The sequence below is a fragment of the Nocardia carnea NBRC 14403 genome (assembly GCF_000308515.1).
Taxonomy (GTDB): Bacteria; Actinomycetota; Actinomycetes; order Mycobacteriales; family Mycobacteriaceae; genus Nocardia; species Nocardia carnea.
The window spans coordinates 25,124-44,843 of sequence record NZ_BAFV01000004.1; the positions used below are offsets into that span (position 1 = coordinate 25,124).

17 protein-coding genes are annotated in these 19,720 nt (G+C 67.9%); 7 read left to right on the top strand and 10 right to left on the bottom strand.

Features of this window, described 5'->3' with window-relative positions; all coding sequences use genetic code 11:
* Positions 1 to 183: 183 nt before the first annotated feature.
* Positions 184 to 1,236 carry an alpha/beta fold hydrolase gene (locus ON22_RS01490; RefSeq protein WP_033243950.1) on the bottom strand — a complete coding sequence of 351 codons (1,053 nt, stop codon included), beginning with the start codon at positions 1,234 to 1,236 and terminating at the stop codon, positions 184 to 186.
* A 297-nt stretch (positions 1,237 to 1,533) separates the two neighbouring features.
* On the opposite strand from ON22_RS01490, the gene ON22_RS01495 reads away from it, so the two are divergent.
* Both ON22_RS01495 and ON22_RS01500 read left to right on the top strand, forming a co-directional pair.
* The gene (locus ON22_RS01495) at positions 1,534 to 1,965 is read left to right on the top strand and encodes a DUF2752 domain-containing protein (RefSeq protein WP_033244494.1); all 432 of its coding nucleotides are present in this window, start codon (positions 1,534 to 1,536) and stop codon (positions 1,963 to 1,965) included.
* Positions 1,966 to 2,055: 90 nt separating this feature from the next.
* On the top strand, positions 2,056 to 2,244 hold the full coding sequence (locus ON22_RS01500) for a hypothetical protein (RefSeq protein WP_033244495.1): 189 nt from the start codon (positions 2,056 to 2,058) through the stop codon (positions 2,242 to 2,244).
* Here ON22_RS01500 and ON22_RS01505 read toward each other — a convergent pair.
* The 4 genes from ON22_RS01505 to ON22_RS01520 all read right to left on the bottom strand — a co-directional run bounded on the left by ON22_RS01505 (position 2,229) and on the right by ON22_RS01520 (position 8,983).
* Positions 2,229 to 3,572 (bottom strand): M1 family metallopeptidase, encoded by a 1,344-nt coding sequence (locus tag ON22_RS01505; RefSeq protein WP_033243951.1) that lies wholly within the window; start codon positions 3,570 to 3,572, stop codon positions 2,229 to 2,231. The two genes, ON22_RS01500 and ON22_RS01505, sit on opposite strands and share 16 nt — an antisense overlap.
* A complete protein-coding gene (locus ON22_RS01510; RefSeq protein ID WP_033243952.1) occupies positions 3,572 to 7,486 on the bottom strand; it encodes a Pls/PosA family non-ribosomal peptide synthetase in 3,915 nt (1,304 codons plus the stop codon). Before ON22_RS01510 ends, ON22_RS01505 begins: the two co-directional genes overlap by 1 nt.
* A 393-nt stretch (positions 7,487 to 7,879) precedes the next feature.
* Positions 7,880 to 8,440, bottom strand: a complete 561-nt coding sequence (locus tag ON22_RS01515) for a flavin reductase family protein (protein WP_033243953.1) — start codon at positions 8,438 to 8,440, stop codon at positions 7,880 to 7,882.
* A 69-nt stretch (positions 8,441 to 8,509) separates the two neighbouring features.
* Complete coding sequence (locus ON22_RS01520) at positions 8,510 to 8,983, bottom strand: YbaK/EbsC family protein (protein WP_033243954.1); 474 nt, start codon at positions 8,981 to 8,983, stop codon at positions 8,510 to 8,512.
* Positions 8,984 to 9,111: 128 nt separating this feature from the next.
* Here ON22_RS01520 and ON22_RS01525 point away from each other — a divergent pair, with 128 nt between their 5' ends.
* A complete protein-coding gene (locus ON22_RS01525; RefSeq protein ID WP_033243955.1) occupies positions 9,112 to 9,933 on the top strand; it encodes a crotonase/enoyl-CoA hydratase family protein in 822 nt (273 codons plus the stop codon).
* Between the two features lie 334 nt (positions 9,934 to 10,267).
* Here the strand turns inward: ON22_RS01525 and ON22_RS01530 are convergent, their stop codons facing one another.
* Positions 10,268 to 10,759 (bottom strand): inorganic diphosphatase, encoded by a 492-nt coding sequence (locus tag ON22_RS01530; RefSeq protein ID WP_043739743.1) that lies wholly within the window; start codon positions 10,757 to 10,759, stop codon positions 10,268 to 10,270.
* A 188-nt stretch (positions 10,760 to 10,947) separates the two neighbouring features.
* Between ON22_RS01530 and ON22_RS01535 the strand changes: the two genes are divergently transcribed.
* The 4 genes from ON22_RS01535 to hpt are packed head-to-tail and all read left to right on the top strand — an operon-like array spanning position 10,948 to position 15,168.
* On the top strand, positions 10,948 to 12,432 hold the full coding sequence (locus tag ON22_RS01535; protein WP_033244497.1) for a D-alanyl-D-alanine carboxypeptidase/D-alanyl-D-alanine-endopeptidase: 1,485 nt from the start codon (positions 10,948 to 10,950) through the stop codon (positions 12,430 to 12,432).
* A gap of 14 nt (positions 12,433 to 12,446) precedes the next feature.
* Complete coding sequence (locus ON22_RS01540) at positions 12,447 to 13,565, top strand: Rv3626c family coenzyme F420 biosynthesis-associated protein (protein WP_081595249.1); 1,119 nt, start codon at positions 12,447 to 12,449, stop codon at positions 13,563 to 13,565.
* A 25-nt stretch (positions 13,566 to 13,590) separates the two neighbouring features.
* A complete protein-coding gene (gene tilS, locus ON22_RS01545) occupies positions 13,591 to 14,577 on the top strand; it encodes a tRNA lysidine(34) synthetase TilS (protein WP_081595250.1) in 987 nt (328 codons plus the stop codon).
* 27 nt (positions 14,578 to 14,604) lie between these two features.
* Entirely contained in the window at positions 14,605 to 15,168 is a 564-nt protein-coding gene (hpt, locus tag ON22_RS01550; protein ID WP_033243957.1) for a hypoxanthine phosphoribosyltransferase, read from the top strand.
* Positions 15,169 to 15,432: 264 nt separating this feature from the next.
* Here hpt and ON22_RS01555 read toward each other — a convergent pair whose 3' ends face one another.
* The 4 genes from ON22_RS01555 to ON22_RS01570 all read right to left on the bottom strand — a co-directional run bounded on the left by ON22_RS01555 (position 15,433) and on the right by ON22_RS01570 (position 19,578).
* Positions 15,433 to 16,317 carry a LysR family transcriptional regulator gene (locus ON22_RS01555; RefSeq protein ID WP_033243958.1) on the bottom strand — a complete coding sequence of 295 codons (885 nt, stop codon included), beginning with the start codon at positions 16,315 to 16,317 and terminating at the stop codon, positions 15,433 to 15,435.
* Between the two features lie 418 nt (positions 16,318 to 16,735).
* Positions 16,736 to 17,569, bottom strand: coding sequence for an SDR family oxidoreductase (locus ON22_RS01560; RefSeq protein WP_033243959.1), 834 nt, complete (start codon positions 17,567 to 17,569; stop codon positions 16,736 to 16,738).
* The gene (locus tag ON22_RS01565; protein ID WP_033244499.1) at positions 17,566 to 19,116 is read right to left on the bottom strand and encodes an aldehyde dehydrogenase family protein; all 1,551 of its coding nucleotides are present in this window, start codon (positions 19,114 to 19,116) and stop codon (positions 17,566 to 17,568) included. Before ON22_RS01565 ends, ON22_RS01560 begins: the two co-directional genes overlap by 4 nt.
* A 207-nt stretch (positions 19,117 to 19,323) precedes the next feature.
* Positions 19,324 to 19,578 (bottom strand): DUF2277 domain-containing protein, encoded by a 255-nt coding sequence (locus tag ON22_RS01570; protein WP_033243960.1) that lies wholly within the window; start codon positions 19,576 to 19,578, stop codon positions 19,324 to 19,326.
* Between the last annotated feature and the right edge of the window lie 142 nt (positions 19,579 to 19,720).

Here is a 19,720-nt window from a genome sequence, read left to right on the forward strand (position 1 = left end):
GTGCTGTCGCTGGGTGCAACGACGCGCCATCGCCGATATTCCTGTTCCGCATTGCGGCGGCCGCCCTGTCACGGTGGTGGGGTTCGGCGATCATGCCCGGCGGGAGGCGGCTACTTGCCATCGGTGCCGCCGTGATGAAGTCCGCCGAGCCGGGCATCGTCGACCGAACTCGGGGACCTCCGCTCAGCCCGCGGCCACAGACCGCGAACCGGTGCGATTCAGGATGGAGACGAGCTCGGTATCGAAGCGGTCGGCGGCCTCGATATTGCCGAGGTGGCCGGTGGGCCAGACCTGGTAATCGGGGTGGTGGCCGGCCTTCTCCATGGTGTCGGCGATGATGCGCGACATCCGCTCGGGCAGTAGCCGGTCGTACTGTCCGGCGATGATCGTGGTGGGCACCGTGAGATTCGCGGCCGCTTCGCCGAGCTGCAGGTCTGCCAGGATGGCGGCATGCCGGCCGCGGGCCAGGGGGCGGCAGGAGCGCACGATACTCAGGGCGAAATCGGCCTGCTCGTTGGTGGCGCCGCGGGCCATGATGCGCTGTTTGAGCAGTTCCCGGGCCGCCCAGCCGCCGGGTAGCGGCACCGGGGAGGTGAGGATGGATTCAGCGACGATCATCGGCAGCCGGACGGGTGAGCCCAGCACAGTGATCGGCTGGTTTCCCACGCTCAGCGGTTTGTTCAGCAGGGGTAGCAGATCGGTGTCGTAGCGGATATTGCCCGAAGTGGTGTTGGCGAGCACCACAGCGCGAGCCCGCTGGGCGACCTGCTGTGGATGGCGGGCGGCCCATGCCTGCAAGGTGAGGCCGCCCATGCTGTGGCCGACGAGCAGCGCGGTGCGGCCGGGGCGCAGGGTGGCATCCAGGACGGCGGCGAGATCATCGGCGAGGGTCCGATCGCCGAGCGGAGCGCGGCCCAGCGTGCTCTCGCCGTGGCCGCGCTGATCGTAGGAGATCACCCGGTAGCGGCCGGCAAAGGTGTTGATCTGCGGATTCCAGTACTCGATACAGCAGCTCCAGCCGTGGATGAACACGATCGGCTCGGCATCGGCAGGACCGTAGGAATGCACGCGCAGGCGGGCGCCGTCGACAGTGGTGACGGTGGAGACCTCGGGCGCATCGGCAGGGGCATTGAAGGCGGCGTTCCGGAATCGGCGAGCGCGTAAAGCGGCCCGGTACGGGGCGGTCAGCGCGCCGTGGTGCGCCTGCGATAGCGCCGTCAACGATTTCACTAGCATCAGAACACTCCTTTGTGCCTGCCTGACACGGTAACCTGCAAGCTGGGTGCTTACAAGAGCAAGCGCTGCACCGAGATCCTCTGTCCGGAATGTGATTCCCACCCCGGATGTCGGTTCTGCGGGCGGTGCCGTTAACTCAGAATTCCCATTCGATGCCGTTTCTATGCACCTCGGCCCGAAACCGGAGCTAGCACCTCCGTTGGTTGTGGCATCAACCCCGCCGCCGGGGCTACGGTGAGAACCGTGAACGATTCCGACCCGGCCCCGTCACCGCCGGTGCCCTCCGGTGTTCCGGCCGTGGGAACGGAACCCGCGCGCAACGGGCTCGCGCGGCTGAGCGCGGTCGCGCTACCGGCCGCGGTCGCGAGTGCGGGAGCGGCGGCCGTGCTGCTGCTGCACTTCCGGGACCCGCACGTTCCGGGGTCGTACGGACTCTGCCCTTCCTATGCGCTGTTCGGGGTGTACTGCCCCGGATGCGGGGGTATGCGGGCAGTGCACAACCTCACCGACGGGAACATCATCGATTCCCTGCACAGCAACCTGCTGGCGTTGCCGGTGCTGGTGCTGTTCGCGCTGTGGGTGGGTGATTGGGCCGTCCGTGCCTGGCGCGGTGAAGGACCGCGGCTACCCGGAATCGGTACCGCCACGATGTGGGTGCTGCTCGGCTCGCTCGCCGCGTACACCGTGCTGCGCAACACGCCGTGGGGCACCTGGTTGGCGCCGGTTTGACATGATCGGGTCACGCGCGGAGGAGGTAGCGCAGCGTAACCACGCAGCGCTCCCGATCATGTCGGAACAACTCTGATCCGAAAGGTGGATATGCGCGACTCACTGAAGGACCGGGTACGGGACAAAATGCTGCGGCAACTCGCCGAAGACGGCCCGGCCGGCCCCGAATCGGAGGACCCGCGCCTCATCTCGCTGGCAACCGATCTCGACGCCCTGGACAGTGTCGGCGAGGACGATCCGCTGGTCGAACAGCTGGCGGGCCGCTACCTGGTTTTCTGACCGGCGGGCGGCAACTGCGGTAGCGGTTCGGAATACAACCAGTCCTGCCACAGCGGATGCAGCGGCGCCACGCTGTAATGGCCGACGAGATCGGTGAACTCCTCGGTGGAGACGGAGGCATGGCGGTGCCTGGCGGTCCAATCGCGGATCAACCGGAAGAACGCGGTATCGCCGAGTTCCAGCCGCAGGGCGTGCAGGGTGAGCGCGCCCCGTTTGTAGACGCGATCGTCGAACATCAGGCCGGGCCCGGGATCGCCGACCACGATGCTCTGCGGCTCCCGGCGCAGCGTATGCCAGGCCGCCCGGGCCAGCTGGTCCGCGCTCGCGCCGCCGGCCGCTTCCGACCAGATCCATTCCGCATAGCAGGCAAAACCTTCGTGCAGCCAGATATCACACCAGTGCTGGATGGTCAGGCTGTTGCCGAACCACTGGTGCGCCAGTTCGTGCGCCACCAGTCGTTCCACACCGCGGCGGCCGTCGCAGTGGTTGGCGCCGAAAATCGAGATGCCCTGGGCTTCGATGGGGATCTCCAGCTCGTCCTCGGTGACCACCACCGAGTAGCTCTGGAAGGGGTACGGCCCGAAGCGGTCGCTGAACACCGACATCATCTCCGGCTGGCGGGCGAAATCGTGGTCGAACGCGGCGCGCAGTGTGGCCGGGACGGCCGCGTACATCGGTACCGGGGCGTTGTGATCGCTGAGCCGGTGCTTGCGGTAGCGCCCGATCTGCACGGTCGCCAGATAGCTGGCCATCGGTTCGGCCTGCTCGTAGACCCAGGTCGTCTGCCCGGCTTTGGTCTGTTTGCCGACGAGGTTGCCGTTGGCGAGGGTGTAGTACGGGGTGTCGGTGGTGATCGAGATGCGGTAGCTGGCCTTCGAACTCGGATGGTCGTCGCAGGGGAACCAGGAGGCGGCGCCGTTGGGTTGACTGGCCACCAGCGCGCCTTCGGTGAGTTCCTCCCAGCCGACCTCTCCCCACGGACCCCGTACGGGTTTCGGCGCGCCGGCGTACTGGACGACGAGTTGCAGCATCCCGCCCGCGGGGATCCGCTGGCGGGGCGTGACGGTGAGTTTGCCGCGTTGATGGTTGTACTTGGCGGCCTTGTTGCCGTTGACCAGCACCTTCGATACCGCAAGGGTCTGGGACAGGTCGAGCGAATAGCGGGGGCGTTCGGCCGTGGCCACCGCGGTGATCACGGCGCGGCCCGCGAGGCGATTACTGGCGACCTTGTAGTTCAGCTCCAGTTCGTACCGCGAAACGCGATAGCCCCGGTTACCGTTCTGCGGCAGGTAGTCGTCGATGGGGGCGTCGTAGAACCTGCTCCCCATCAGCGGCCCGTCTCCTCGTCTGCCGAATCGTTGTCCGGGCTGCGGACCGGACCGGTCCAGGGCGCGATGGGGTTACCCCACCATCTCGTGGAGGGCGGTACCGTATCGCCGCGCATCACCAGCGAGGCCGGACCCACGGTGGCGCCCGCACCGACAGTCGCGGCCGGTAGGGCGACGCAATGCGGTCCGAGGGTGGCGCCCGGCTCCAGGGTGACGGTGTCCATGGCCATGATGCGGTCGTGGAACAGATGCGTTTGCACCACACAGCCGCGTTCCACGGTTGCCCCGTCGCCGAGTGTCACCAGGTCTGCCTCCGGAAGCCAATAGGACTCGCACCATACCCCGCGGCCGATCTTCGCGCCGAGTGCGCGCAACCAGAGATTCAGTACGGGCGTACCGGTTGCCGCGCGGGCGAACCACGGCGCCGCAACGGTTTCGACGAAGGCATCCGAAACTTCGTTACGCCAGACGAAGGAACTCCACAGCGGATGTTCCTCGGCCCGGATACGGCCCACCAGAACCCATTTCGCCGTCACCGCGCTCGCGCAGGCCACCGCGCCCGCGACCATGAGCACCACCCCGGACAGCAACCCGGCCGCCAGGAAACCGAAACTGTCCGCCACGCGTGCGAGCGCGAACAGCACCCCGAGACCGATGGCGAAGGTTACGACCACCGCGGCCAGGCGGCAGGTTTCGAAGGCGCCGCGGAAGATCCGCAACCGCAGCGACGGGTCGAAAGTGCGGTCGGTATCGGCACTACCGGCTGCCCGCCGCAACCGGACGGGCGGGCTGCCGAGCCACGACGATCCGGCCTTGGCCTTGCTCGGTGCCGCGGACAGCACAGCCACCAGGCCGTTCTTCGGCACCCGCCGGCCGGGTGCGGTCATCCCGGAATTGCCGAGGAACGCGCGTTTACCGACCTTCGCCTCACCGATATGCAGCCAGCCGCCGCCGAGTTCGTAACTGGCGATCATCGTATCGTCGGCCAGGAACGCTCCGTCTGCGACGGTGGTGAACTTCGGTAGCAACAGCACCGTGGAGGCCTCGACCCGTTTACCGACCTTCGCGCCGAGCAGCCGCAACCAGATCGGGGTCAGCAGGGAGGCGTAGAGCGGGAACAGGAATGTGCGGGCCGAATCCAGCAGGCGTTCGGTCGCCCATACCTGCCAGCCGACCCGGCTGCGCACGGGATGGTAGCCCTCGGTCAGGCCGATACTGAGCAGCCGGACCGCGACAACGGTCGTCACCGCGTACACCACCAGGCTGAACAGTGTCGCCACGGGCAGCCAGAGGAAGGCAGGCAGGACGGCGCCGGTGAAACTCGCCGAATCCCGGACACCCCAAGCGATCACCGCGAGACCTGCCGCCAGCCCGGCCAGCGGTAGCGCGCCCAGCGCCAGTGAGGCGATTCCGTAGGCCACCACCCAATGCACGGCACGTTCGGGTGTCTGCGCCGGCCAGCGGTGCCGTGCCCGGCCGACCTTCACTGCCGGTGAGCCCGCCCATTCCTGGCCGGCCTTCACCTTCCCCGACACTGCCGAACCGGCCGCGATCTCGGCATCCCGCCCGATCTTCGTACCGGGCAGCAGCACCGAGCGGGCCCCGACGACCGCGCCTTTGCCCACCTGGATTGCACCGATATGCACGGTATCGCCGTCGATCCAGTAACCGGACAGGTCGACCTCGGGCTCCACACTGCATCCGTCGCGCAGCTCGAGCATGCCGGTCACCGGGGGCAGTGTGTGCAGGTCCACGCCCTTGCCGACGGTGGCTCCCAGTGCCCGGGCGAACGGCACCATCCACGGTGCGCCGGAGAGGTTTTCCGCCCCGCTGGCCTCGGCCAGCCGGACCGCGGCCCACAACCGCACATGTACCGGACCGCCGCGTGGATAACTCCCGGGCTGCACGCCCGCGAGCAGGACGCGAGCCCCGGCGACACAGATCGCCATCCGGCCCAGCGGGGTGATGAACACCGCGAACAGCAGCGCGGTCCACCACCACGACAGGCGCGGCAACCACGGCAACATCTCGAACCAACCCGCGATACCCGCGGCCACCGCCAGCCAGGTCACCCATTGCAATCCGGTGAGAGTGGTGAGGGCGACCGTCGCGAGGATCTGGATCAGTTGCGCCGAGCGCGGTGTCGGCTCGACCCGGCGGGTTTCGGCGGTGGCGCCCGGACCGGTGTCGTCGAGGAGTTCGGCCAGCGCGCCGAGCCGCGGATGGTCGTAGATATCGGCGACGGTGACCTGCGGATACCGCGTGCGTAGCGCCGATACCAGCTGCGCCGCCGAAAGCGACCCGCCACCGAGTTCGAAGAAGTCGGCTTCGGCGCCGGTGATCTCGGCGCCGAGGACATCGGTCCAGATCTGCGCCACCCAGGCGGGGGTGCCCGTGAGTCCGTGTTCGGTCCCGGAATCGGCACCGGCCAGCGGCCATGGCAGAGCGTTGCGATCGACCTTGCCCGAGGTCCGGGTGGGGAGTTCGGCGACGACGACGAGCCGCGGGATCATCGGGGCCGGAAGCTGCCCGGACAGTAACGTCCGCGCCGCGGCCAGGTCGTAATCGGCGGGGACGCCGGTGAGGTAGCCGATCAGCACCGGTGAGCCCGTGGCGGTGGTGCGTACCGCGGCGGCGGCACCGCTCACGCCGGGCAGATGCTGGAGCGCATTATCGATCTCGCCGAGTTCGATCCGGCGACCGCCGATCTTCACCTGATCATCCGCGCGGCCCAGGAAGATCAGACCGGCGCTGTCGTTGCGGACCAGATCGCCGCTGCGGTAGGCGCGATCCCAGCCCAGGGTTTCCAGCGGTGCGTATTTCTCTGCGTCCTTGACCGGATCGAGGTAGCGGGCCAGGCCGACGCCGCCGATCACCAATTCGCCGGATTCGCCCTCGCCTACCGGGCGACCGTCCGGGTCGACCACCGCCAGATCCCAGCCGTCCAGCGGCAGCCCGATCCGCACCGGCCCGGTGCCGTCCAGCAGCGCGGCGCAGGCGACCACGGTGGCCTCGGTGGGGCCGTAGGTGTTCCATACCTCGCGGTCGTCGTCGGCCAGTCGTTCGGCCAGATCCGGTGGTACCGCTTCACCACCGAAGATCAACAGCCGCACCGACTCCAGTGCTTCGGCCGGCCAGGTCGCGGCGAGGGTGGGAACCGTGGAGACCACGGTGATGCCCTGCCGGACCAGCCACGGGCCCAGATCGGCGCCGGTCCGCACCAGCGCGCGCGGCGCCGGAACCAGGCAGGCACCGTGTCGCCAGGCCAGCCACATCTCCTCACAGGAGGCGTCGAAAGCAACCGAGAGCCCGGCCAGGACGCGATCGCCGGGGCCGAGCGGGTTGCCGCGCAGGAACAGGCGGGCCTCCGCGTCGACGAAGGCGGCGGCGTTGCGATGGGTGACGGCGACCCCCTTCGGTGTGCCGGTGGAACCGGAGGTGAAGATGATCCAGGCATCGTCGTCCACCGAAGGAGCGGCGGGTTGCCCGCCGATTGCCGGTTCGGGTTCGCGGTCGCCGACGGGTTCGATCCCCGTCGCGGTGGCGATGGCGGTGACCTGCGCCTCCCCGAAAACGAGCCGCGCCCGCTCCTCGGGGTCGTCGGCATCGACCGGAACATAGGCGGCCCCGGCATGCAGTACTGCCAGAATCGTCAGATACAGCTCCCAGGTGCCCGACGGCATCCGGACACCCACCCGATCACCCCGCCGGACCCCGGCCGCCCGCAGCTCCCGGACCGAACGATCGATCTCCAGCAGCAATTCGGCGTAGGACAGGGTGCGATCGGCGGTCGCGACAGCAGGAACATCGGGGTGAAGAGCGGCCGTCTCGGCGAGCACATCGACCAGCGTGCGCGCCGGTGGCGCCGCCTCGGCGCGCCGGAGCCCGCTCACCGTTTCGAGCTGCGCCTGCATGTACCCGGCCCACCTTCCATCGCCCAGCCGACGGACTCGTTTTCCCACACGAGGGTTACCGCCCGGCAAACAGCGGTCGAACGAGTTTATTGGCGGGCAGGTGAGTACGGGGTTCCGGCCCCTGTGTCTCGGGGTATCCGCGGCGCCGCGAAGCTCGCCCCTGGAGTACGACGGGATCCGCGTGGGGACCTCCGGCTCCAGATGAACGGTTGACGACCTCGCGCAGCCCGGCGAGGCCGGACCACATCCAGAGCGGCTCCACTCGCCGCCGTGGCCGCCAGGCGCAGCCCGGCTGTCGGCCGGCCTACGGAAGGTCGAAATTCTCCGCACACGCTGAAGACCCTGGGGTCAGGCGGACCGGGCCGCCGAAGGGGCGGTTCTGGCTGCTCCCGCTCAGTCGACGTCGTCGGCGAGGGGCGTCGGGCGGTAGTAGCGGCCCTTGTAATAGAGCAGGGGGGCTGTCGGGGGTTCTTCTTCGGTGTCGTCGTGGACCTTCACCACCCGGCCCACCACGAGGGTGTGGTCGCCGATCGGGATGAGCTGCTCGACGGTCGTACGCAACCACAGTGGAGTGCCGTGCAGGACCGGTTCTCCGGTGTCCAGGGCCGACCACAGGGCGGGGTCGCTGAAGCGGTGCGCCGCGGTGCGGGCGAACCGCTGGGCGAGATGGCGCTGATGTTCGCCCAGGAAATGGATCACCACCGATTGCGCGGCGGTGAGTGCGGTGAGGCTGGAGGAGGTATCGGCGATATTGAACGAGATGAGCGGCGGATCCAGGGACAGCGAGGCGAACGATGTCGCGGTGAAACCGACCGGCCCGGTGGGCGAGTTCAACGTCACGATGGTGACGCCGGACGGGTAGTGCCGCATCGAGGCGCGATATTGCTCGGCGGTGATCCCGCTGAGATCGTCGGGGATCCGGATTCCGGTCTCGGGCCGTGGTGCTTCGGTCACCCAGCCGACGCTACGCCCGGATCGTGCCGATCGCGCCGGGCGGCCCGCTGGGTGGGAGGCCCTTCCGGATCACTCCACATCGAGGGACAAGCCGGCGGTGATCCGGAGGAGTTCGGAGTAGGAGGTGCGGAATACGGCGCCCGGGTAGCCACCGGCCGCGACCAGCTCCCCGAACCGGGACAGTGTGCTGTCCACCCACGTGGGCAGGTTCGCGGGATGACCTACCGGCGCGATACTGCCCGGCAGCTGTCCGGTGTACTTGACGGCGAGATGCGGGGGCGCCGCGACGAGCTCGCCGTCCAGCCGTGCGCCGGTACGCGCGGCATCCACCCGATGCGACGCGGAAACAAGCAGCAGTATCGGATCGTCACCCAGCAGGAAGACCTGTGCCTGCACCAATGCCCCGGGTGCCACATCCATCGCGTGCGCGGTCTCCGCGGGACCGGCCGCGGATTCCGGGACGGTGACGATCAGACCGTGGTGTCCGCGCGCTATCAAAGTATCCGAGACCCGGCAGGTTATCGGTGGAAGCGACCTGCGCATGGCCACAGAGTAAGGCGAATCGGGCTCCTGCGCCGCCGTTTGTCCGATGACCGCCCGGGTGTCCCGGCGAGTGGACAGGCCCCGCCCAGCGGTCCGGAGCGATATGGAACGGGCATTAGTCTGGACCGATGACAGATTGGCAGGCTTTCACCGTCGAAACCAACGATCGCGTCGCCCGGGTGACGCTCACCGGCCCGGGTAAAGGAAACGCCATGGGCCCGGATTTCTGGCGGGAACTGCCGGAGATCTTCCGCGCCCTCGACGCCGACCCCGAGGTCCGGGCGGTGGTACTCACCGGTTCGGGTAAGCATTTCTCCTACGGCCTCGACCTGCCCGCGATGAGCGGCACCTTCGGCCCGCTGATGGCCGACCGTGCCCTGGCCGCGCCCCGCACCGATTTCCTCGGCGAGATCCGGCGCCTGCAGGACGCGATCACCGCGGTGGCCGAATGCCGTAAACCGGTGATCGCCGCCGTCTCGGGCTGGTGCATCGGCGGCGGCCTGGACCTGATTTCCGCCGCGGATATCCGCTACGCCAGCGCCGAGGCGAAATTCAGCCTGCGCGAGGCCAAGGTAGCGATCGTGGCCGATGTGGGTTCGCTGCAGCGGCTGCCCGGCATCATCGGCGAAGGCCACCTGCGGGAGCTCGCGTACACGGCCAAGGACATCGATGCCGCGCGTGCGGAGAAGATCGGCCTGGTCAACGATGTCTACCCGGACCAGGACGCGGTGCTGGAGGCCGCCCACGCGACCGCCCGGGAGATTGCCGCCAACCCGCCACTCGTGGTCCAGGGCGTGAAAGATGTCCTCGGTCAGCGCAACGCCGCCGCGGTCACCGAGGGCCTGCGCTACGTGTCCGCCTGGAACGCTGCCTTCCTGCCCTCCGAGGACCTCACCGAAGCCATCCAGGCAGTTTTCGAGAAGCGCACTCCCGACTACAAGGGCCGTTAGCGAGGACTTCTCCTCGCAAGCGCGGCTCCTCCGGTGGTCACGCACGTAGAACCGGCTGTGATTACGCACGTAGAGCCGAACGCCGAGTAGGCGAACCGAGCGCCGTACGCCGGGTTCGAGGGAGGTCGGCGTCGATCGCGACCGGCGGGCAGCTTCTACCCCGGGATCCCCAACGCAACCACGGTGGTGCCGAGTTCAGCGAGGCCCTGAAAGGTTTCGGCCCGTCCCTGCTTTCCGTGCTCGATGCGATGCGGCGCAGCCGCGAGTGTCGAGTGCGGAAAGCAGGGACCAAGGGGGGGCCGAAACCCGCGCCGACGGAGTCGGCGCCAAAGACTCAGTGCCCGCCTTTGTCCTTCAGACGCTGGAAGGACGCCTCGATCTCGGTCTCGGCCTCGGCGCGGCCGACCCATTCCGAGCCCTTGACGTACTTGCCGGGCTCGAGGTCCTTGTACCGCTCGAAGAAATGCTTGATCGCGGCCAGTTCGAATTCCGGAACGTCGGCGAGGTCCTGGATATGGTCCCAGCGCGGGTCGCCGGCGGGAACGCACAGGATCTTGTCGTCGCCGCCCGCTTCGTCGGTCATCCGGTACATGGCCACCGGGCGGGCCTCGACGATGACGCCGGGGAACACCGAGTCCGGCAGCAGTACGAGGGCGTCCAGCGGATCGCCGTCTTCGCCGAGAGTGTCCTCGATGAAGCCGTAGTCGGCCGGGTAGGCCATCGAGGTGTACAGGAACCGGTCGAGCCGGACCCGTCCCGTTTCGTGGTCGACCTCGTACTTGTTGCGCGACCCCTTGGGGATCTCGATGGTGACGTCGAACTCCACGCCAACTCCTTCCGCTGCTCTCACGATGCACCGTGGTGGCCGGCGCCGGCCGGCGCACCCGGTTGTTCGCCGAGAACGGTAGCGGAACACCGATAGGGTTGTCGGCGGCACATGGGTTCGGCGGGGTCCATTGTCACGGACAGTACGAGGGAGACGGCGGCAGCGTGGTTTGGCAGGGTGGCAGCGGGATGGACGGCTCGGCAGGGCGCCGGCGCCGTGGGTTGCGGGCGTGGTTGATCACCGTCCTGGTGGGGTTGGTGGGGGCGGCGGTGGTGCTGGCGGTCGTATTACAACCGTGGACCCCGGAATTCCGGCACGGTGGGCTCACCGTGGCGGCGCCGCCCGCTCCTGTCCGGGTGCTTCCCGATGTCCGGCCCGCGCCGGATACCGGTCCGGTGCCCAGCCCCACCGGGGTCGCGGCGGCCCTCGGCCCGGTGGCCGCCAACCCTGACCTCGGTGGTTTCGCCGGGTCGGTCACCGACGCCGAGACCGGCACCGTGCTGTGGAATTCCCGCGCCGACGAACCGCGGGTGCCGTCGTCGACGGCCAAGATCATGACCACCGCCGCCGCGCTGCTCACCTTGCCCGCCGATCAGCGTGTGCAGACCCGGGTGGTGGCGGGCGCGGCGCCGAACGAGATCGTGCTGGTGGCCGGCGGTGATCCCACCCTGACCGCGCAGCCCGGCGGGAAGGGCTACTACCCGGGGGCCGCCAGCCTGGCCGACCTCGCGAACCAGGTGCGTAACTCCGATGTGCGGGCCGACACCATCGTGGTCGATATCTCGCGCTACACCGGCCCGGCGATGGCCCGCGGCTGGGAAGTGATCGATATCGGCGGCGGTTCCATCGCCCCCCTCGAACCGATCATGCTCGACGGCGGCCGGTTGGACCCGCTCGTCGAGTATTCGCCACGTTCGGACACGCCCGCGCTGGATGTCGGCCGCCGGTTGGCGACCGAACTCGGTCTCGATCCGGCGAAGGTGCGGATCGGCAGCGCCCCGCAGGGCACCAAGCGGCTGGCCGAGGTGGCGTCGGCGCCGCTGCGTGACCGGTTGCGCGACATGATGATCCACTCGGACAACGTGCTGGCCGAGACGATCGGCCGGGAGGTCGCGCAGGCCACCGGTCATCCGGCGTCGTTCGACGGCGCTGCCGCCGCGATCGCCGCGGTCCTCACCGAGCACGGCTTCGATCTGAACGGCGTCACTATGCACGATTGCAGTGGCCTGTCGACCGACGACCGGATCCCGGCGCGGGTGCTGGACCGGATCCTGGCCACCGCCGCCGGCCCCGGACCGGACGAGGAGCCGGTGAGCACCGCACCGAATCCGGTGCTACCGCCGCTCGGTGCCGGCGCCGGTTCGACATCCGAACCTGCCGACCCCGAGCAGTCCCTGACCGCCGCGCTGGTCCCGCTGCTCGACTATCTGCCGGTCGCCGGTGGTACCGGTTCGCTGGCCGGTCGTTATGTCACTCAGAACCAGGGCGGTGCGGGGTGGGTGCGCGCCAAGACCGGAACTCTGTCGGTGGCCAGTACGTTGGCCGGGTATGTGCTGGATCGTGACGGCCGGGTCCTGACCTTCACCTTGATGTCGAGCGATCGGCCGCCGGAGGTCAGCCGGCCCGCATTGGACGCCGTCGCGACCACGCTGCGCAACTGTGGATGTTCCTGACGGCTGGAGGGCGCATGACGATTCGACAAGGCCCGGGCGGGCCCGGCGCGCCCGAGTCGGCCGAGAACGGCCGATCCGATACCGGAAGCGAACGACGCACGTTTTCGGGCGCAGTGGATTGGCGTTGGGCCGCTCGTACCGGGGCTGCGCTGGTACCCGCCGGCCCACGCACCTCCCGGCTCGCCGCCGAGCAGGCAGTGGCCGAGCTGGCCGTCGCATCGGTGCGGGCCGAGGAACCGGTCCGCTCGGTGACCGGTCTGCTCGACGATCAACCGGTGCCCGCCGCGCGGATCGTCGACCGTCCCGGCTGGATCGGCGCCGCGGCCGATTCCATGTCGTTGCTCACCGGAACCGGAACGGCGGACCGGGGCAGTGCGCTCGCCGGTAAACCGGCGGGCGTGCAGGTGGGTGCCATGCTCGCGTTCCTGTCCACCGCGATCCTCGGCCAGTACGACCCGTTCACCGGCCCCGATGGAACTCTGCTGCTGGTGGCGCCGAATATCGTCGGTGTCGAGCGGGCGCTGGGCGTGGATCCGGCGGATTTCCGTTTCTGGGTCTGCCTGCACGAGGTGACCCACCGGGTGCAGTTCTCGGCGTCCCCGTGGCTGTCCGGCTATATGCGCGAGAACGTCGAGGTGCTCGGTGATATCGAGGACGAGGCGACCTCGGAGATGTTGGCGCGGCTGATCGCCGAGCTCAAGCTGCGACGCAGCGGCGAGGCCTCCGACGATCCGAATTCGCGCGGTGTGGTCGGTTTGCTGCGCGCCACCCAGCCCCCTGCACAGCGCGAGGCGCTGGACCGGCTGCTGATGCTGGGCACCCTGCTCGAGGGGCACGCCGACCATGTGATGGACGCTGTCGGCCCGAGTGTGGTGCCCACGGTCGAGCAGATCCGGTCCGCGTTCGACAAACGGCGCACCCGCCCCGCCAACCCGGTCCAGCGGCTGCTGCGCGCACTGCTGGGAATCGATGCGAAGGTCGCACAGTATGTGCGCGGTAAGGCCTTCGTCGACGAGGTGGTCACAACGGTCGGTATGCAGCAGTTCAATGCGATATGGACCGATGCCGACACCCTGCCGCGCCCCGAGGAGATCGACGACCCACGGCGCTGGATCACGCGAGTCCTGGGCTGACCCCGTGGCGCCATCTCACAGCGCCATGGCACGGCCGATCCGGTTACCGGAGACGCCTGCGGTGCTGACTCTGCGGCACGCCGTCCGGGAATGGCTGGCGCGGTTCCGGCCCGCGGAATCGACGGTGGCCGTCGCGCTGTCGGGCGGGGCCGATTCGCTGGCGCTGACGGCCGCGGCAGTCGCCGAGGCAACGACGGTTGATGCGCTGGTGGTGGATCATCGGTTGCAGGCCGGGTCGGACGAGGTCGCGGCGACGGCGGCGGCCACCGCGCGAGCACTGGGCTGCCGGTCGGTGCGGGTACTGCCGGTCGAAGTGAACGGTCCCGGCGGTATGGAGGCGGCCGCACGCACCGCCCGCTACGAAGCACTGGGCGGTGCGCGCGGTGAACTGCCGGTGCTGCTCGGGCATACGCTCGACGATCAGGCCGAAACCGTGCTGCTCGGCCTCGGCCGCGGCTCCGGAGCGCGCTCGATCCAGGGGATGGCGCCGTTCGACGAGCCGTGGGGCCGGCCACTGCTGGATGTCCGGCGGGAGATCACCCGGCAGTTCTGCGCGGACCTTGGTCTGGCGCCCTATGAGGATCCGCACAATCTTTCTCCGGAGTTCACCCGCGTCCGCCTGCGCACCGAAGTCCTGCCGCTCCTCGAGGATGTGCTCGGCGGTAGCGCGGCGGTCGCGCTGTCCCGTACCGCAGAACTGTTACGCGAGGACAATGCCGCCCTCGACGAGTTCGCTGCCGAACTGCTGGTCCGGGCGGAATTCGGTGGCGCAGGCCTGTCCTGTGCAGTACTCGCCGACGCCGCCCCGGCGGTGCGCCGCCGGACCGTGCGGGCCTGGCTGCTGGCCCGCGGAGTGCGGGTGGTGACAGGCGCACATCTACGGGCGGTGGACGATCTTGTGGCGGCCTGGCGCGGCCAGGGCGGGGTCGCGGTGAGTGGCGGAGAGCGGGGGACCAGGTTGGTCGTCGTCCGCGAGCATGGCAGGCTGACACTTGCCCGCGCGACCGGGTGAGCCGAAACCGAAGGGAAACCAGCTGACGTGTACGGGGACGATATCGCTTCGGTCCTGATCACCGAGGAAGAAATCGAGGCCAAGGTCAGCGAGCTGGCCGAACTGATCTCCAAGCGGTACCCGGCCGATGCCCCGGAGGGGGATCTGCTGTTGGTCGGAGTACTCAAGGGCGCGATCTTCTTCATGACCGACCTCGCCAAGGCACTACCCATCCCGACCCAGCTGGAGTTCATGGCCGTCTCGTCCTACGGGTCGTCCACCTCGTCCTCCGGCGTCGTGCGCATCATGAAAGATCTGGACAAGGACATCGCCGGTCGCAATGTGCTGATCGTCGAGGACATCATCGATTCGGGTCTGACGCTGTCCTGGCTGATGCGTAACCTCTCCACCCGCAACCCGGCCTCGCTGGAGGTGGTGACCCTGCTGCGTAAGCCCGATGCGCTGCGCACGCAGGTAGAGGTGGCGAATGTGGGCTTCGATATCCCCAACGAATTCGTGGTGGGATACGGCCTGGACTACGCCGAGCGCTACCGCGATCTGCCCTATATCGGCACCTTGCATCCGCGGGTCTACGGCGGCGAAACCGACTGAAGATCTGACAGCGGGAATGCTCCCGATCCAGCATGACCACCACTGGCGAACGCGTGACGGTGGGGTAGTTCCCGAACCGAACATGTCGCCACCGGTGAACCGAATGTCCCCACCACTGGCGCCGAGTTCAGCGCGGCCCTCGAAGGGTTCGGCCCGCGTTGTGTTTCAGTGCCCGATGCGATGCGCCGCAAACGCGAGGGTCGGGCGTTGAAACACAACGCCTGAGGGGCCGAACGCTGCGGCGCCGCAGGCGCCGCAAGAAATTCAAGCCGAGATTGCGGGTGGTTCCGCGAAACCTCCGGCGACGGCCCGCTGGCCGAATTCCAGAATGGTCGGCCGGGTGTCGTCGGCACGCCAGGCGACGGCGAGTTCGCACGGCGCGATTCCGGTGAGGGGTCGCGCGGTCAGCCCGGGCCACCGGTACATCGGCACGTTGTTCTCGGCAAGCATGCACAGGCCCAGACCCAGCCCGACGGCTTCCAGCCGGTCTTCCGGGGTGGCGGCCTCCGCGCCGATCTTCGCTGCCCGGCCGTTGCGGGCATCGTTACCCAGCCAGAAATCGCGGACCGCGCCGGCTTCGGCGGGTAGCGCGATGAACGGTTCGTCGATCAGATCGGCGAAGTCGATCATTTCCTGACCCGCCCGAGGGTGATTCTCCGGGAGCAGGACCCAACGTCGCTCGGTACGCAGCACCTGCCAGCGGTAACGGTTGGGATCGGGTAAGGGGAGCCAGATCAGAGCCAGATCGGCTTGGCGGCCGGACAGACCGCTGGATGGATCGGTCCAGGAGGCCTGGTGCAACGCGAGCCGGTGACCGCTGGCGCTTTCCAGATCGCTGAGCAGGCCGCGACCCAGGTTCGATTGCAGGCCGACGCGCAGTACTTCGCCCGCTTCCTGCAGTGAGCCGTTGGTGGTCTCCCAGAGTTCCAGGATCTTGCGGGCACCGCCCAGCAGTTCCTTACCTGCCACCGTGAGTGCAACGCTGCGCTGGTTGCGGTCGAACAGGACCACATCGAGCTGACGTTCCAACTGCCGGATCTGACGCGACAGTGTCGGTTGAGCGATGTGCAGCCGCTGAGCGGCGTTGGTGAAGTGCAGTTCCTCGGCGACGGCGACGAAATACCGCAGATCGCGCAAATGCGGGTCCATAGCACCTTGCTATCAGAATCGTTGCTGAATTTCCAGCCCTAATATGTTCAGAAGGTCCGCATAGCGGCCCCGAAACAGTCGGCAGGTTTGTTAGTGACAGCTTATTCGGTGTCGCGGTGATGTGCACCATCGGTTTCGTGTCGCGCGGTCTGTGTGACGATCGCGGGCGATACGACGTAAAACGCCGGACGTTTCCGGTGGTAGAGCTCTTCATGGAATATGCGGTGCCCACCTCGGGTGATGTAGCCACGGGACTGCCGATGTTGCGGCCGCGGCAGCGGATTCGTGCAATCTGCACCCGACTATGCACGTCAAGTGACATTGATCACAATAGTGTTTCGATGGGCGTCCGATGACGCAGACGACAGCGCCGCGGCCCATCGGTAGCGGACCGCGGCGCGTATCGGTAGATCGAAGATCAGTCGTTGCGGATGCGTTCCTCGTAGGCCTTGCGCTGTTCGCTGTCCACATCGCCGAGGAAGGTCTGCGCCGACCCCATCGAGCGGCCCAGTGCATCGCCCACCGACTGCGGTAGCAGGTTCACGAAAACCGACATTGCGCCCGCGGCCCGCGTCACCCGGGCCTTCGCCCTGGGTTTGGTGATGAGCCGGACCACCGCGGCGGCGATATCCTCCGGCTCCGCGGCCGGCAGTCCCTTGGGCGCGGCGACCCCGGATCCGAGTTCGGTCCGGGTCAGGGTCGGTAGCACCGAAGAGAATTCGACACCGGTCCCGCGGTACTCCTCGCGCAAGGTATCGGTGAAACCCAATACCGCATGCTTGGAGGCGTTGTAGGTCGCCAGACCAGGAATATGGGTCTCACCGGCCAGTGAGGCGATATTGATGATGTGCCCGTGCCTGCGCTCGAGCATCCGGGCCAGCGCGATCTTCGAACCGAGGATCACGCCGTAGACGTTGATGTCCAGGATCCGGCGGGTGATCTGATCGGATTCGTCGACCAGCCGCCCGGTCGGCATGATGCCCGCATTGTTGATCAGTACGTCGATCGGTCCCAGCTCGCGCTCGACATCGTCGAGGAAAGTGGTGAACGATTGCTGATCGGTGACATCGAGCCGGCCGTAGTGGTCGAAATCGTAATCGGTACCCGATTCCTTGACCGTTTTCTCGTCGATATCGCCGATCGCGATCTTCGCGCCCAGTTTCGCCAGCGCCACGGCGGTGGCCAGGCCGATCCCGCGTGCGCCGCCCGTGATCACGACAACCTTGCCGCGGATGGTGCCGGTGGTGGTCATCGTTTGTCTCCCTTGAGTCGGAGCAGGGCGGGCAGGTCGATCCGGCGCATACCGCGCGCACCGGCCGCGCGCATCGCGCCCAGCCCGATCAGGATCTTGTTCAGGTCGTAGGGCATCCAGGTCAGCTCGCGTTCCTGGGTCGGCAACAGCGGTGTGGTGATCGCCTTGGCCTTGCAGTACTTGCGCACGCCCTGGGCACCACCCCAGCGGGCGCCGACGCCGGAATCACCCCAGCCGCCCATCGGCAACGCGAAATTGAACAGGTTGGCGAAAATATCGTTGATATTCACCGCGCCGGCGTTCAACGCGCGCGCGACCCGCTCGCCTCGGGCCTTGTCGCCGGTCCACACCGAGGCGGACAGGCCGTACACCGAATCGTTGGCCAGGCGGACGGCCTCGGCCTCGTCGGCGACCTTCATCACCGGCAGGGTCGGTCCGAAGGTCTCCTCGGTGATACAGGACATGCTGTGGTCGACATCGACGAGGACCGTCGGTTCGAAGAACGTGCCCCCGCCGGTCCGTTTGCCGCCGGTCAGTACTTTCGCGCCCGCGGCCACCGCTTCCTCGACATGCCGGGACACGATCGCGACCTGGCTCTCGTTCGCCATGGCACCGACATCGTTGCGGGGGGTGCGATCGTCGCGCCCCTGGCGCAGGGATTTCACATTCGCGGTGAGTTTGGCGACGAACTCGTCGTAGACCGGGGCCTCGACATAGACCCGCTCCACCGAGATGCAGACCTGGCCGGAGTTGAACATGCCGCCGAACGCGATGCCGTGCGCGGCACGATCCAGATCGGCATCGGCGAGCACGATCGCCGGATCCTTACCGCCCAGCTCCAGGCTGTAGGGAATCATGCGGGCGGCGCAGGCGGCGGCGATCCGGCGGCCGGTGGCGGTGGAGCCGGTGAACTGGATGTAATCGGCGTTGTCCACCACTGCCGCGCCGGTCGCGCCGGCTCCGGTGACGACGGAGAACACCGGGGGTGCGCCGATCTCGGACCAGCCGCGGGCCAGTTCGAGGGCCGACAGTGGGGTGACCTCGGACGGCTTCAAGATCACTGCGGCTCCGGCGGCCAGCGCCGGGATCACATCGAGGATCGGCATGGCCAGCGGAAAGTTCCACGGCGTGATCACGCCGACCACCGGATACGGTTCGAATACCGTGGTCAGTCGTTTCACCCGGGACAGCGGGCTGTGCGGGGCAGGATGCTCGTCGGCCAGGAATTTGGGTGCGCGCCGCGCGTAGTAGCCGATCAGATCGCTGCCGAAGATCGGATCGATGAGGGAGTCCACCCGGGGCTTACCGGTTTCGGACTGGAGGACGTCGGCGAGGGACTCGGTGTTGTCGATGATCCAGTCCTGCAGCTTCAGCAGCCATTCCTTGCGCCCGTTCGCGCCGATGGCCACCCATTCGCGCTGGTGCTCGCGTAGTTCGGCAATTCGCGCCGCAACCTGCTCGGCGGGTGTATCGGCAACGCTGCCGACGACCTCGCCGGTCGCGGGGTTGAGGACTCGGATATCCGCGTCCTGGGGCGGGCCCGTCACAGGCTCGCTATCGGGTCGTTCCGATTCGGTATCGGTCACTGCTGTTCTCCCACTGCGTCGTGCTGGAACTGCTGACGGCCGATCACAGTGGATCAGCGCACAGCACCGATCGTGACACAATTCATCGGTAACTGCCTCAGCATCTCAGAATGCGGGGCAGCTGGTCTGGGGCACCGCGCCCGGTCGCGGCGTCCCGGTAGCGAGCGGTTACAGGTTTTCCCGAGCCAACCGGCGCAGTGGCGGTTCGGAGGTGGGCGGAACACGCCGGTCGGGCAACTCGGTCAACAGGGCGGTGGTCGCCTCGGCGACCGCTGCGACTGCCTTGTCCACCGCGGGTTTGGTGGCCGAACTCAGTCCGGACAGGCCACCGACCTTGCGCACATACTGCAGTGCGGCGGCGTAGATCTCCTCCTCGGTGGCGGCGGGTTCCAGACCTCGCAAGACGGTGATATTTCTACACATGAATGCACATTAGCTCCGGAACCAGTGCCGTGACAGGCCAAGCCGAAAATGTGAAAACACATTGAGCCGACCAGCGCCCGACCGGGGTCCTACACTCACGGTATGGCTGCTGCCGGATTGCCCACGCCGACCCCCTTCCCCT